The following is a 14,118-nucleotide window of genomic DNA, read 5'->3' as shown; positions in this document are numbered from 1 at the left end:
CAACTATTCCCGATTGTCAATTCCCAATTCGATTATTAATGTTTGTGAGGTTTGCCGTCGCCGTGGTCGTGCGCTTGACCGTGGTCATCGTGCTTTTGATTTAGGCTGTCTTTCTTGGCGGCAGTCGTGTCGGCTTCTACCTTGAAAGTTTCTTGTGCAGGCTTGGCTGGGTCGGCGGCATGGTCGGTATGTACGCTACCATCATCGTGCTTATGCGTACCGTTATTACTGTTGGATTTGTTGCCGCATGAGGCAAAAAGGAAACCGCAGATTGCGATGGCTAAAAATATCTTTTTCATTTGAATTTTCGTTTAATTTTTTTGAACTGAATTGAATAATCACAAACCACAAAGCCTGTTACGGGCTGTGGTTGTAAAACGCTCGATAAAAAATTAAACGATAGGTGGGGCGCGTGGCGGAACGCCTAAAGTAAAGGCTATTGGAATTTTAAGCGGGACATAATAAATGTTCTGCTTGTCAATTTCAACCTCTTTAGGTGTAAAGTCAAATGTTTGAACCGCATGGCAGTATAGCGTAAGGGTTGCAAACAGTTGGGCAATGGTATTGCTTGAACTTAATGTATAAACTTCGGGGTGCTGCGATTCCTCATGATGGGGAAACTTATGTGTATCATGGTGATGGGTTGAACCGTCAGCATGATGATGTTCGTCGTCATTATCATGGAATACATCAATCGCCGCACTAACGGTTTCCCAAAGGTGCGTGTGATGGTCGTGCGGGATAATGGTATGTATTAATACCGAACCATATACCGCAAGAATTAGATATGATATGACCTTCCTAAATCTCATGTTTGCAAAGATATGGATTTTTTTAACATGATAGGATAATTCTTATATGGAAAAAAATTTGTGCAAGGTGCAAGTCTATCTATATATAGATGCTTGCACCTTGCACAAAGGATAAAAGATTAATAGTGAGAATGTTTGTTGTTATTGAAAAAATGTGTAATTTTGAACCTGAGTTCTAAGCAGTCAAACGGGTGACAATAGCCGCCAAAAAGGCCAAGTAAAGCAATTTACCCCCATTTGTACCCCATGAACGAAATTGAAATATTGAATCACTGAATATTAGCGTAATACGGGTAGGGTTTTAAACCCGTCCGGACCGCTAAATGGGAAAAGGACAAAAAGACGAATGTAAGTCTTTGATTGTCAAGAGTAAGTAGAAAACGTACATTAACTGTACCCCCTACATTAAAAATAAGGGATAATCTACTAACAGACAGTCAGTTAAAGCGAAAAGTTCATCTTCCGTCCATACCGCCAAAGTTAAAGCCGAAAGGTGACAAAAATTAGTTAAATCCTACAATATCAACATATTGTAGGATTTTTATTTTTATCCATATAGCCAGAAAAAGACATTAAACAGGCATCGAACGCCTTAATTCGTTCCCCAAAGTGTTCACCCTAAGCGGAAAAAGTGTTCACCCTAAATCGTCTTTAATTGGCAGTGTATCAGACATTTTTGGAAGTACAAGATTTACTCATTCAAGAAACAATATTGTTTTATTTGTAATTAAAAATGAGTAGTTATGAAAAGTACATTTAATGTCATTTATTACATCCGTCGGGACAAATTAAAGAAAGACGGAACTGCACCAATTTTCTGCCGAATCACAATCTCTCAAGAGAAAGTTAGCTTTAATATAAAAGCAGCAATAAATGAGAATATTTGGGAATCAACTACAGGCAGAGCAACAGGTAAAAGTAAAGATGCTTTAGGTATCAATAAGATTATAGATTCTTATTCCACTCTAATCAAAGAGAAATACAACGAGATATTCGACAGAGACGGGATTGTCTCTACAGAAGCATTAAAAAATAGTATTTTGGGTATCTCCTCCTCCCCTAATGATATTCCAATCTATCTTTTGGAAGTCTATCGTCAGCACAATGAAGATATGGAAAAACTGGTCGGCACAAAATACTCTCCCGCTATCCTGCAAAAATACAAGTGTGTTTATAAAAAGATTCAGACATTCTTAAAATTCAAATACAATCTGTCTGATATAAAACTGAAAGATATTAAACACAGTTTCTTAACGGATTTTGAAACTTATCTTAGAATTGAAGGGAATTGCCAGACCAATACAATCGGGCGCAACATGAGGCTTCTGAAGAAGATTATCAATATAGCAAAGAATAATGGTTGGATCATTGCAGACCCCTATGCGAATTATAAAATTCATTTTGAGAAGGTTGACAGAGGATATCTGACCGAAGAAGAGATAAAAGCAATTATTGAGAAAGACTTCTCTATTGGCCGGATTGAAAAAGTAAGGGATATATTTATATTTTCCTGCTTTACAGGACTTTCATATGCAGATATATATGAATTAACGTATGACGATATAAAGCCTCATTTTGATGATAATTTATGGATTATGAAGAAGCGTGTTAAAACGAATACAGATATAACCGTTCCGTTGATGGATATACCGCTTTCTATAATCGAGAAATACAGAGGGAAACAAAAGAACAACAAAGTTCTTCCGACAATGTGCAATCAAAAGATGAACTCTTATTTGAAGGAAATTGCCGATTTGTGCGGTATTGAGAAGCACCTCACCTATCACATGAGCCGTCATACATTTGCAACGACGTTTTTATCGTTGGGTATTCCGATCGAGTCTGTATCGAAAATGCTGGGGCATACAAAAATTCAGACGACGCAGATATATGCCCGTATAACCAATAACAAGATAGCCAATGAAATGAACGCTATTGCGGGAAAACTAAAAACTTACGAATCAAAAAGTGCTATTGTTTAATCTAGTTGAATTTATGGAAACAGGATATATAAAGTTTACAGACATAGATACTGACAGACCAATTATTGAAGTGAAAATTGTAGATGGTACAGTTTGGATGACAGTAAATGAAATCGCTGATCTGTTTGGGGTTTATACTCCGACAATCAGCAAAAATCTAAAGGCTATTTTTAGGGATAGTTTATTGAAAGAAGCAGCTGTGACAAAAGAATACAGATATATCCGAAATGAGAAAGAAGAATATATTCGCATTTACTATAATTTAGAAGTTATTATTTTCTTGTGCTTTCGTATTCAATCCCTATATGCCAAAGCTTTTCGGGAATGGGTGTTGAATGCTTTTTGTGAATACGGAAGGGTAAAGGCAAAATCTGAAATGATCATAATATTCAATGCTAACACAGGAAAATCATCATTTAAAAATTTGAATTGATATGGAATTACAAATTATTCAAAATAAGATATTTGAAGTTCGCGGATTACGAGTGATGATTGATTTTCATTTGGCAGAACTCTATCAGGTTGAAACCCGAGTTTTAAAACAGGCTGTTCGAAGAAATATAGAGCGTTTTCCCAGTGTTTATGTTTGAACTGACGGATGAAGAAGCTATGAAATTGATAAACATAGGGGTGTCACAATCTGTGATACCCTCGGGCTATAATGTTGGGATATCTAAGATATTTGCATTCACCGAGCAGGGAGTAGCTATGCTCTCATCTGTATTACGAAGCAAAATATCAATTGAAATCAATATTTCAATCATGCGGGCATTTGTAGTTTTACGCCAATACGCTTTAGATTATGCAGAGCTTAACCAAAAGTTAGAAATATTTATGCTAGAAACGAATATGCAGTTTAATGAAATATATCAGGCTCTGACAGAGTTAGCCAGTACCAGAGAACAGGAAAATAAACCCAGAAAGCGTGTCGGATATATCCAAAATTAACAAGAGGAGCAATAGCTCCTCTTGCTTGTTTCTAAGACTAATTTTCTCTTTTCCATTTTATAAAATTATGTCATCTTCTTTCAATAGTGCAAAAACCTTTAATACACCGGGGACCTGAGCCGGTTCCTGCTTATACATCTCTAAGTCGAAAAATTTCACTGCAGCAATTTCATGACTTGGCTGTATTTTCTCTGTTAAATCATATCGAAAAGTGTCCTGTTCCATTATCAATTCAGGACTTTCTCCGTATGCCGGAGCAGAAATATGTTTGTATTTTTCGATTTTATCTGGTTGCAAGTCAATATTTAATTCTTCATGAATTTCTCTGATAAGTGCTTCTCTGGAAGTTTCTCCTTTATCTACTTTCCCACCCGGTAAATACCATGCATTCTTATTACTACTGTATGCTAAAAGCAATTGATTATTTTTTGTAACGACCAGTCCTGCTGTTAATAATGTCATTCTTATCCTTTATTTATTATAGCCTAATGATTGAAAAATCACTTTGTCTTAAAATTATATTAAGTCAAAGGTAAACGGACTCAATCGCATTCTTATTGAACTTCCCTGTAAAATTCAGCAATATATTCTTCCATAAATGAATGGCGTTTTGAGCTATCAGCTTAGCCGATTCTGTATTCATCAGATCCTTTAGTTTAAACAACTTGTCATAAAAGTGTTGAATACTTGAATTCTCTTTCTTCTTTTCATCAGGACTATATAAGATACGGTTTTTACTTCCACCATATGCAAAACACCGGGCAATACCAATTGCTCCGATAGCATCCAAATGGTCTGCATCTTGTACTATCTCGGCTTCAATTGAAGATGGCTTATTCCCTTTACTGAAAGAAACCTGAGAAACAATCTCAATTATCCGATCTATGATTGACTGTTCAACAGCCAAGGATTTAAGAAATGCACTGATTAACTCTTCTGACTTATCTATTCCGTTATGTAGTTTATGATCGCCCAGATCATGTAACCAAGCCGCCAATTCAACAATAAAACTATCCGCTTGTTCTGTTTTCAAAATCTTTCTGGCATTAATAACCACTCGTTCTATATGATAGTAGTCATGTCCCGTTCCTTCTTTAAGAAAAGTTTCTTTGATATATTCCTGTGCTTCTATCAGAATATCTTTATTCTCCATTCTTTTACTTATTGAAAAATATCCATAATGGTAAATTCACATTCTTTGGATTGGTGTTTATTAATCAGCGGGACAAGCCGTCTGAAATGCTCTGACTGACAATGTCTGTCCAATGCATCATGATTCGGCCATTCTTCAATGAAGATAAAGTGAGTTTTATCGTCCTGATCTATATAAAGATTGTATTCTATACAATCCTTCTCCTGTTTGGTCTTAGCAACCAATTCTTCATAAAGAGGTTTTACTATTTCCAAATACTCTTCTTTTATAAAATCCTCGGCTATAACTTTTATCATTTTGTTTTTTACTAAATTCTAATCTCAATAATATCATTAAGATTGGTCGTGTATCGTTTTGAGAGATGCTCCTGACGAATATTCTTACTATAACCGTTTCCCTGAACTGCAAGTTTTACAGTATCACGTCCATTCTTTTTATTTATCTCATCCAAAGTCCGGTTTAATCGCTGTAGCTTATCACGGTCTTTTTCATCAAAGAAATCTCGCAGTGCATATTCTTCGGGGATAATATCAATCAATACAACTCCAGCCCTTTTATATTCCAGATTCGGCAAATAGATAGAATCTAAAGCCTGACGGCAGTAACCAATAATCTCGGCTGTATCCGATGTGTAGAAAGACAAAGGAACAACCTTTGAAGGTTTGTATACATCCTCGTCAAATCGATCGGTTTGCACAAAAATATAAACGGCTTTGGTAACGGTTTTCTGTTTCCTCAATTTAGCGACACTCAATGAAGCTAAAGAAGCAATGGACTCCAATAAATTATTGTATTCCGTGATTGGCTGTCCAAAACTTCTGGATGTACATATCTGTTGTTTCTTAGCCGACAGTTCATCTTTTTCAATACAGGGGATACCTTGTAATTCCAGCCAGGTACGCTCCCCGATTACAGTCATCTTACCTCTGACCCATGATCGAGTCTTTTGTGTTAGATCATATGCTGTTTTTACTCCGTGATATTCAAGCATCTTTGTATGCCGACGCCCGATTCCCCAAACATCACCGATAGGTGTCTTTTGTAATGCTTTAATCCGTTTTTCTTCACTGTCAATAATACAAACATTGTTATATGCCTTGTATTTCTTGGCAAAGTGATTAGCTATCTTTCCTAATGTCTTAGTCGGTGCTACGCCTATGGATACAGAAATTCCTGTATTTTTAGTTACTGTGCGGACGATATGTCTGCTATAGCTTGTAACATCCTCTATTCCGTGCAGATGAAGAAAAGCCTCATCCACAGAATATACTTCCATATCGGGAACTAGATTGGATAGTGTATTCATTACTCTATCCGACATATCTCCATAGAGTGTGAAATTGGTGGAATAAACCCCAACATTATACTGCTTAACAAGCTCTTTTATTTGAAAGAATGGTACTCCCATTTTTATACCTAACGCTTTGGCCTCATTGCTTCGGGATATAACACAACCGTCATTGTTGCTGAGTACAACAACAGGACGATTGTTTAATGCCGGATTAAAAACCCGTTCACACGAAACAAAGAAGTTATTACAATCGATTAGAGCGTACATTAATCAAAATACAATATTCCGTTATGTTGATATTTTACATTTTCACTTGAAAGGACCTCTCTTTTGAATTTTTCACCACAATGCCTACAGGCATGTTTTATATGATTCAATTCTCCCATTTGGCTTTTTCCACATAGTGGGCAAAGTATATATCCCCACTTATATCCAGTTAATCTACTTCTAAAGTCAGCTTTCGCATATGACCTCCATGTGATTATCTGCGAAGTTTCATTTATTACATTTTCTATATACTGTAAAAAATCTGATGTGTAATTTTCTTGATTTTCATGCTTAGCCAATTCTTCATGAATTTCATTTGAACCGAATCTAATAACAATCCAACCTGCCGCCTGAAAGTTTACGTCCTTTTTTCTGTCTTTATTACTATGTTTTTGTCTATGAGAACGAATTCCATCACATTCAATTGCTATTTTAACAGGATTATTCAATACCCCTCCATAAATAGCAAAATCTACTTCATATTCTATTCCAGGACTTCCCATATCATATACATCTGGTATAAGAACCATTTCATTAGGCTTTACAAAATAATTCTTCATATCACTAGGATATTGATTCAATATCAGATAAAATGCTTTTTCTAAATCAGAATATTTATCGTTATTTATATAGTTGTCAATTATCTCGAATATATTTTCTGAATATGTCTCACTATATTCAGAATAATCATCCTCTATCCTAACACGTAGACGATTTATTAAAGTTTTTATATCCATATTAAGCAAACTATCTCTGTTTTTTTATTGAATAAGTAACAATCCCCCAGATAAGAAAATCATTATCTTCTGTCACTTTAACGGGTTTATATTTATCATTGGCAGGTATAAGCCACACTATCTCTTTTTCTATTTTGATATACTTAATAGTGAATTCTCCATCGACAAAGCAGACCGCCATATCTCCGTTCCGCGGCTCTAAAGATTTATCAATAATCAATATATCTCCATCATAAACACCTGCATCTTGCATGCTGTCACCACGCACACGGCCATAGAATGTGCTGGACGGATGGCGAACCAACTCTTTATTCAAATCAATAGCCAGATCCATAAAATCCTGTGCCGGACTGGGGAATCCGGCTTTGATCCCTCCGTCAGCTATAGGAAGTGATAATTCAGTATCTACTTCAGCACGAAATATTTCAAGAGATTTCTTTTCCATCAAAACAAAAGTACATAAAGCAACAGAGATAACGTGAATTAAGAATCTTAATTAATACATCCATATTATAGAATTTTACTTTCTGTTTCTCTTTTTATAACCACTCCTCTTTTGGTAGAGTCATCTCTTGATCGGTCTTTCTGTTCATCGGGCAAAGGTATGAATGGCTTTTAGTCCTACATATTCATTGCCTGACGGTTTTCGCAGAAATCTTCCTCTTTCCTTTCAGGCGAGCGTATTTACTGACGAAAAAATATGCCTGTCTAAAAGCCTATACCCATTTGTTGCCCTTGAAATAAAAAACGACCGACACGGCGGATGACGCATGAAAAAAAAAGTCGCAGTTATGAGAAACGAAAGAAAAATAATGAAACAAAACTCCCTCTCCTCTGGAATCATCATAAAATTGGGTTTAGGGGTAGCAATAATGGCTTTATGTGCGTGGATAGTAACGCAAGTGAGTATAAACATCTCTCTTATTACAGGACTTATCGGTGGCTATCTGATTATATGTCTTGTATTTAAGCTAGTAAAGCTATTCATCAAGATGATCTTATCAATCCTTGCCTTTATCATTCTTATCTCCATTTTCTTAATTCTAATCTTTTAAACTGTACAGCCATGACAAAATTATATTCATTATTCGCAGGAATAACAACCGACACAGAAGTGAAAGCAGTAGCAGAAAACCAAATTATTCAAATCGAAGGATATTCTTATGACCGTTATGTAGTCCACCAAATTACACACGACAAATACGGCTATCACTATCATCTGATTAACCTCCGTACACTTGATATGCAACAATCTGAAATCATTAAACCGTTGAGCCAAAAGTTTGGAATCGGTATGTATTACGATGAAAACAATATTGAATTCATGCCTGAAGAAGAAGTCATTGAACTCTATGCCAAAGCAAAGGCTAAAGAGGATGCAGAACAGGAAAAAGAGCGACAAGAAAATGAACGCAGAAAGGCTGTAAGGGAGATCGGTCGAAAATGGCTGAATGAAAACTTACCCCAAGATGCCAAAGCAATTATTGTGGCTCGCCTGAAAGCAGATGAATCCGACTCACAAACCGATTATTATGCCTCAAGGGTAACACGCACTGTAATCTTAGGTTTTTCCAAACACAAACGTGATATATTTTCCGAAATGAGGAAGTATGCTTCAAATTTTGAAGAAACAGCACATCTGGCAATCTATAATGAGGACTATGAACACAGAGAAAAGTATTCAATGGGTGCAGGCTATTATTTAGGAGAAAGCAAATACAGCGGATGGATCATTGAAAAATCTCCTATATACGACAGAAAGAATAAAATTGATGAATTTGCCTATGTGGCAGGATGTTCCGATGGTATTTATATCACTAACAGCAATGGTAATAATACTTCTATCGAAAACGAGAAAGAGCCAACCCTCCAATTTGAATCTGATAACCTTTCCTTTGAGATCGTTGCTTATTCAGAAAAAGCAATTGCCCTGTTCGGAGATACTAAAGAAATCAAAGATTTACTTAAAGCAATGGGTGGAAAATTCAATCCAAGACTGACACACAACAATGAAAAGCAAGCAGGATGGATATTTTCCAAAAGTAAGAGAGATGAATTAAACACAGTACTAAACTTAAACAAATAACAACTATGAAATCAACAGCATATTTCACACGAACTATATTAACACATTTAGAACAAAGGGCAACAGTAGACCCTTTGTTCGCCCAATCATTTGCCAATATAAGCAAGAACATTGATGATTGTTGTACTTACATTTTAAACGAAGTACAGAAAAGCGGTTGTAATGGCTTCACTGATGACGAAGTCTACTCAATGGCAGTACATTATTACGACGAAGAAAATATAGAAGTCGGTAAACCGATTGATGCCCGAATTGCAGTTAACCATGTTGTAGAACTGACAGAAGATGAAAAACAACAGGAACGCCAAGATGCCATTCAGAAAGTACAGAATGATGCCTATGACAAGATGATGCAACCCAAGAAAAAGACAACAGCTAAACAAACAGCCAATACCAACCAACTAAGCCTATTCTGACCTATGAAACCAAATAATAAATTCCAGCAACAAGTTGTAGAAGTAAGCAAGACATTACCTGCTATTACCAACGAACAAATACAATGGGGATATGATAATGCAATTGAATATCTCGGTTATCGATCAAAAAAAGGTATTGTAACCTGTGCCAAATGCGGACACTCATGGCAGGGAGAAGGGGAACTGATTACGACTATTTTAGGTTGTGATTGTCCGAACTGTAAATCAAAGCTGACTGTAAAAGCTACAGCCAAACGGACATTCAATGACAGCTATTATATGACTGTTATTGATACCCATAAAGGATATCAGGTACTACGCACTATTATGTTAGGATATACAAGCAAAATCGGAGAATTACCCAAATACAGAGCATCCGAAGTGACGCAACGTTGGATTGCTTCCGATGGGAAGTACTGCACATTTGCACGTCTTCGCCAAACAATGGGTACAATGTATTATGATTCTTGGATATTTCATACTCCATTGGAATTAAGACAAGAGATTGATGTCTATAATCGTATCTATACAGGTGCAGTATATCCAAAACAAAAACTAATACCTGAACTAAAACGTGCAGGCTATAAGAAAGCCTTATACAATCAAAAACCATTAGATTTATTTCGTATCCTACTAACGGATAGTAAAGCTGAAACGCTAATAAAAGCTAAACAAGCCAAGCTATTAAAGCGTATTATGGATAGCGGATGGAAGAACATTGATAACTATTGGCAATCGATTAGAATTTGTATTCGTAATAACTACAAAATCAAAGATGCTACCCTTTGGTGCGATTATATTGACTTACTTCGCTTCTTTGGCAAAGACTTGCGCAATGCAAAATATGTTTGTCCCGATAATCTGAAAGCAGAGCATGACCGCTATGTAGCCAAGAAAGCAAAAGCAGATGCTCAATTAGAGATTGAAAAGCAACTCGCAAAAGAAGATTCATTCAGAGAGGCAAAAGCCCATTATGCTCAGTATATGGTTATGCGTAGCCATTTAGATAACACGCAGAATATAAATCCGATATACTCCAAACGCTACGCATAATATTTTAAAACTTTTTCAAAAAGTCAATAAGGTTACCGTCTTTATTCCAATCTGGCAGATCGTAATCAGGAATGTTATCCGGAAAAGTTCTTTCGAGAAGTTTACGCTTAGCCTCAATATCCAATGTGGCATAAATTTCAGTTGTCTGAATGGAAACGTGACCTAACCAGTCTCTTATCACAACCATAGTATAGCCAGCTTGAAGAAGGTGCATTGCTTTGCTATGTCTGAGAACATGAGGAGTAACCTTCACCGGCATATTATTGTCTTCAACTAGGTCTGCATATTTCTTCAAAATATGAGTGATTCCTCCTCTACTTAATGCTTGCCGACGTTGATTATAAAACAAAGGATGGTCTAATCGATGTGTGGCAGTTAATTTATTTTCTTCTAAATAGTTAGCCAATAATTTAACAGTATTTCCAACAATGGGAACAATCCTTGTTTTGTGTCCTTTCCCAGTTAGAGAGATTGAAGCAGGGGACTCTAATCTAATATTTTGAACCTTCAAGTCGCAGAGTTCCTGAACGCGGGCTCCTGTGTCATAAAGAACGCTAAGTATAACGGCATCTCTTCTTTCTCCTTTCTTGCTCATATCTGGTTGTCTTAACAAAGAACTCACCTGAGATACAGTAAGATGATTTAAAAGAGGCTGAACATTTTTCTTAAAGGGTATCTGCATCACTTGTTGACAACTCAATAGCTGTTTAGGATCTTGCATCTGAAGATAGCGGAAAAATGAATGAATAGCTGCAAGGCGCTGATTTCTGGTGGCATTGGAACTTTTTCTTTCTTTTTGTAGCCAATCAAGATAATCACGGACAGATTTGTTATTGATATTTTTCAATCTTAACTTTTCAGGAGAAATGGATAGCTGATCATTGAAGAAAATCACCAGTAACCGAAAAGTGTCGCTATAAGAGGAGATTGTATTCTTACTTAGATTTCGACATCCAATTAAAAAATCCGTAAAAAAATGCTCAAGATGATTGGCAAAATCAGTCGTATTTTTCATGACTTATTGTATTTTGTGATGAGTTGAATGGAATAATAGCTCCTAATGTTTGTTCTATATTGGATCTGATATCCTGAACCAAATCGTAGCTTAGGTGTAGATAATAAGCGGTATCTCGATAGTAGGTATGCCCCATATATGCCTGAAGAATTGGAAGGTATGCATTCGGATCTTTCCCTTCTTGCATCCATTTACGTAGACAGTTTACAGCAAATGTATGACGCAACGAATGAACACAAGGAGCTCCTCGTTCGCCAACTTTTGTTCTTCCATGATGTGATATTCCCGCTTTCCATAAGAATCTGCGAAGATTCCTATTTATATTTTGGCTTGTCATGGGATTGTTTTTGAGTCCAGGGAAAAACCACGTCTGTGGCGTAGAGAAAACATGAACCTTTTGAGAGTACTCCCTAAAATGATTAAGTAACTCTAAAGACAATGGTATTTGCCTACATTTTCCTAATTTGGTTTGTGTTAAAGTCAAAATGCCGCGCTCCAGATCAACATCCTGCACTTTTAATAATCTGGCTTCTGTCACTCTGAGACCACAACAATATAAAAGCCGGAAGAAAATCGGCATTACAATGTGCCGTAAAGGAACTTCATAACAAAACAAGCAACCGTTATCGATGGTAGCAAACAAACGTTTGATCTCTTCATCACTGAAAATATAAGGAGTATATTTCACTTTTTTAGCCAGCACCCCTTTTGGCAGTATGTATGCAGATTCTCCTTTACGTACAATGTATCTCGCCAACTCGTTGAGTGGAGAGAGCCGAGTTTCTTGAGTAGAAGGATGTTCACCGCGATTAACGGCTACCCAGTGAAGAACAATTTCCTTATCGAGGATAGTCGCATTTGGATAATTTTTTAAGCAGAACTGGTCAAAACGTTTTAACATCATTGCTTGAGACTTGTACTTATATCCCAATGTCTGCTTTTGTTCAATGAGACCTATTATATCTTCAGAAAAACCAGAGTAGTAGATATTATTCATAGATTATCAATATTTAATGTACATTCCTTTAGCAGATTCAAGCTACTCTTGAGATAAATCGCAGTAGTGGTAGGGTCTACATGTCCCATCAATTGAGCAATTTCCTCAATTGGAACATGCCTTTCCATTAAAGAAGTAGCATAAGTATGGCGCAAAGAGTGCATACCGAATTTCTTATTTTGGGGCATTGATATATGTGCCATTTTCATATACTTTTTTATCATATCCAGCAGACGGCTTGAATCTCCAAAAGGGCAGATTGGTGCTGTGTGCCGGACAAACACATTCTTATCCTCACAGTTAGGGCGACCTTTTTGGATGTAATCAATCAAAGCCCAGCCTATTTCTCGTGGCAGAGGGTAGGTTACGGGTCTTCCTGTCTTCTTTTGGATTATTTCAATCCGATTTTCATCCCATTTAATGTCATTAAACTTTAGAGACTTTATGTCTACACATCTCATCCCAATCCTACTGGCTAACAAAATGATCGCGTAATCTCGCTTGCCGGAAGGATTACCTCGGTCAATAGTATCCAGCAATTTTTTTAGATCTGCGGGATCCCAAATTGATGGAATACGGGCTTTCTGCGGTATTTTTACAGTTGGCAAAGAACTGGATAAATCCGTATTCGTATACCCTGAAGCTTTGAGAAAGCGCAAGAAAGCTCGTATTCCACAAAACATAAATTCAACCATCTTTGGGCTATAACCAAGAAGTGTTTTTACGTAATCTACAAGTATGCCGGGATTAATGTCTTTAGCTATGAGCTCTCTTGATTCAATGAATGAAAGTAATTTACTTACTGTGCGTATATACCCTTTTGTTGTAGATGTTGCATAGTCCATAGAAACACAATTTGTGTGAAATTCGGTCAATAGTTCGAGATGAAATGCGTTGTTTACAGTGAAACGTGTTCGTATATGGCGATGCAATAGTGTACCATGTTGGTGGAAATCACATAGCATCTTGATAGAACGGTAAAGCCAGGTGTTACTTGGAGTGAGTTTGTCTGCCCTTTCCTTTGTGAAGAAATCGCATTTCCCTTCAAGATACTCCATCGCCGTTTTCATCGAAAAATATTCTTCTTGTTTAGTTTCAAAGAACATAACCAATTTAGCCCAATTCCTTCGGTGTTGAACCAATGATGTTTTTTTGTACTGCATTCTGGCAAGCTCTTTATTCAAAAGGCTTACTAATTCTTTTGGTTTAATTTTTTCCATCTTAATTGAGTTTAAAATACAACTAAGTATACGGAAAACATAGCTAATTCAAAATATTATGCACAGTGTATTTGCTTTATTTTATTAGTAAGCAGCGTGTTATCACAAATGCTACGCATAACCATATACTGAGCATAATGA

18 protein-coding genes and 1 pseudogene are annotated in these 14,118 nt (G+C 36.5%); 9 read left to right on the top strand and 10 right to left on the bottom strand.

Annotated elements, in window-relative coordinates; genetic code table 11:
• Window positions 1-35: 35 nt before the first annotated feature.
• Entirely contained in the window at window positions 36-299 is a 264-nt protein-coding gene (locus BGO84_RS17195; protein WP_061115009.1) for a hypothetical protein, read from the bottom strand.
• A gap of 278 nt (window positions 300-577) precedes the next feature.
• Between BGO84_RS17195 and BGO84_RS17190 the strand changes: the two genes are divergently transcribed.
• The 4 genes and pseudogenes from BGO84_RS17190 (at window position 578) to BGO84_RS17175 (ending at window position 3,742) form a co-directional block, all read left to right on the top strand.
• The gene (locus tag BGO84_RS17190) at window positions 578-706 is read left to right on the top strand and encodes a hypothetical protein (protein ID WP_291031048.1); all 129 of its coding nucleotides are present in this window, start codon (window positions 578-580) and stop codon (window positions 704-706) included.
• A gap of 849 nt (window positions 707-1,555) precedes the next feature.
• Window positions 1,556-2,794, top strand: a complete 1,239-nt coding sequence (locus tag BGO84_RS17185; RefSeq protein WP_291031046.1) for a site-specific integrase — start codon at window positions 1,556-1,558, stop codon at window positions 2,792-2,794.
• Between the two features lie 13 nt (window positions 2,795-2,807).
• Window positions 2,808-3,227, top strand: coding sequence for a hypothetical protein (locus tag BGO84_RS17180; protein WP_291031044.1), 420 nt, complete (start codon window positions 2,808-2,810; stop codon window positions 3,225-3,227).
• Window position 3,228: 1 nt separating this feature from the next.
• Window positions 3,229-3,742, top strand: a pseudogene (locus BGO84_RS17175) (ORF6N domain-containing protein).
• Window positions 3,743-3,799: 57 nt separating this feature from the next.
• Here BGO84_RS17175 and BGO84_RS17170 read toward each other — a convergent pair.
• The 6 genes from BGO84_RS17170 to umuD all read right to left on the bottom strand — a co-directional run bounded on the left by BGO84_RS17170 (window position 3,800) and on the right by umuD (window position 7,635).
• Entirely contained in the window at window positions 3,800-4,204 is a 405-nt protein-coding gene (locus tag BGO84_RS17170) for an NUDIX domain-containing protein (protein ID WP_291031042.1), read from the bottom strand.
• 64 nt (window positions 4,205-4,268) lie between these two features.
• On the bottom strand, window positions 4,269-4,895 hold the full coding sequence (locus BGO84_RS17165) for an HD domain-containing protein (protein WP_291031040.1): 627 nt from the start codon (window positions 4,893-4,895) through the stop codon (window positions 4,269-4,271).
• Between the two features lie 8 nt (window positions 4,896-4,903).
• Window positions 4,904-5,191, bottom strand: a complete 288-nt coding sequence (locus BGO84_RS17160; RefSeq protein WP_291031038.1) for a putative quinol monooxygenase — start codon at window positions 5,189-5,191, stop codon at window positions 4,904-4,906.
• A gap of 11 nt (window positions 5,192-5,202) precedes the next feature.
• Window positions 5,203-6,453 carry a Y-family DNA polymerase gene (locus BGO84_RS17155; RefSeq protein ID WP_291031036.1) on the bottom strand — a complete coding sequence of 417 codons (1,251 nt, stop codon included), beginning with the start codon at window positions 6,451-6,453 and terminating at the stop codon, window positions 5,203-5,205.
• The gene (locus BGO84_RS17150; RefSeq protein ID WP_135104125.1) at window positions 6,453-7,190 is read right to left on the bottom strand and encodes a DUF559 domain-containing protein; all 738 of its coding nucleotides are present in this window, start codon (window positions 7,188-7,190) and stop codon (window positions 6,453-6,455) included. The genes BGO84_RS17155 and BGO84_RS17150 overlap by 1 nt, the downstream gene beginning before the upstream one ends.
• A 10-nt stretch (window positions 7,191-7,200) precedes the next feature.
• Window positions 7,201-7,635 carry a translesion error-prone DNA polymerase V autoproteolytic subunit gene (gene umuD / locus BGO84_RS17145; RefSeq protein ID WP_135104126.1) on the bottom strand — a complete coding sequence of 145 codons (435 nt, stop codon included), beginning with the start codon at window positions 7,633-7,635 and terminating at the stop codon, window positions 7,201-7,203.
• Between the two features lie 163 nt (window positions 7,636-7,798).
• Between umuD and BGO84_RS17140 the strand changes: the two genes are divergently transcribed.
• From BGO84_RS17140 to BGO84_RS17120, 5 genes are read left to right on the top strand one after another with little or no spacing between them, the layout of a single operon-like run.
• Window positions 7,799-7,957, top strand: a complete 159-nt coding sequence (locus BGO84_RS17140; protein WP_291031034.1) for a hypothetical protein — start codon at window positions 7,799-7,801, stop codon at window positions 7,955-7,957.
• Window positions 7,958-7,981: 24 nt separating this feature from the next.
• Entirely contained in the window at window positions 7,982-8,245 is a 264-nt protein-coding gene (locus BGO84_RS17135; protein WP_135104127.1) for a hypothetical protein, read from the top strand.
• Window positions 8,246-8,256: 11 nt separating this feature from the next.
• Complete coding sequence (locus BGO84_RS17130; protein WP_291031032.1) at window positions 8,257-9,276, top strand: fusion protein; 1,020 nt, start codon at window positions 8,257-8,259, stop codon at window positions 9,274-9,276.
• Window positions 9,277-9,281: 5 nt separating this feature from the next.
• Window positions 9,282-9,692 carry a PcfK-like family protein gene (locus BGO84_RS17125; protein WP_291031030.1) on the top strand — a complete coding sequence of 137 codons (411 nt, stop codon included), beginning with the start codon at window positions 9,282-9,284 and terminating at the stop codon, window positions 9,690-9,692.
• Window positions 9,693-9,695: 3 nt separating this feature from the next.
• Window positions 9,696-10,745: a PcfJ domain-containing protein gene (locus tag BGO84_RS17120; protein WP_291031027.1), complete on the top strand. Its 1,050-nt coding sequence runs from the start codon at window positions 9,696-9,698 to the stop codon at window positions 10,743-10,745.
• A gap of 4 nt (window positions 10,746-10,749) precedes the next feature.
• On the opposite strand, the gene BGO84_RS17115 is transcribed toward BGO84_RS17120, so the two are convergent.
• From BGO84_RS17115 to BGO84_RS17105, 3 genes are read right to left on the bottom strand one after another with little or no spacing between them, the layout of a single operon-like run.
• Window positions 10,750-11,760, bottom strand: coding sequence for a tyrosine-type recombinase/integrase (locus BGO84_RS17115; RefSeq protein WP_080904114.1), 1,011 nt, complete (start codon window positions 11,758-11,760; stop codon window positions 10,750-10,752).
• A complete protein-coding gene (locus BGO84_RS17110; RefSeq protein ID WP_080904113.1) occupies window positions 11,744-12,757 on the bottom strand; it encodes a tyrosine-type recombinase/integrase in 1,014 nt (337 codons plus the stop codon). The genes BGO84_RS17115 and BGO84_RS17110 overlap by 17 nt, the downstream gene beginning before the upstream one ends.
• Entirely contained in the window at window positions 12,754-13,977 is a 1,224-nt protein-coding gene (locus BGO84_RS17105; RefSeq protein WP_080904112.1) for a site-specific integrase, read from the bottom strand. Before BGO84_RS17105 ends, BGO84_RS17110 begins: the two co-directional genes overlap by 4 nt.
• Between the last annotated feature and the right edge of the window lie 141 nt (window positions 13,978-14,118).

The sequence above is a fragment of the Dysgonomonas sp. 37-18 genome, assembly GCF_001899125.1.
GTDB lineage: Bacteria > Bacteroidota > Bacteroidia > Bacteroidales > Dysgonomonadaceae > Dysgonomonas.
This window is presented reverse-complemented; position numbering and strand designations above follow the sequence as displayed.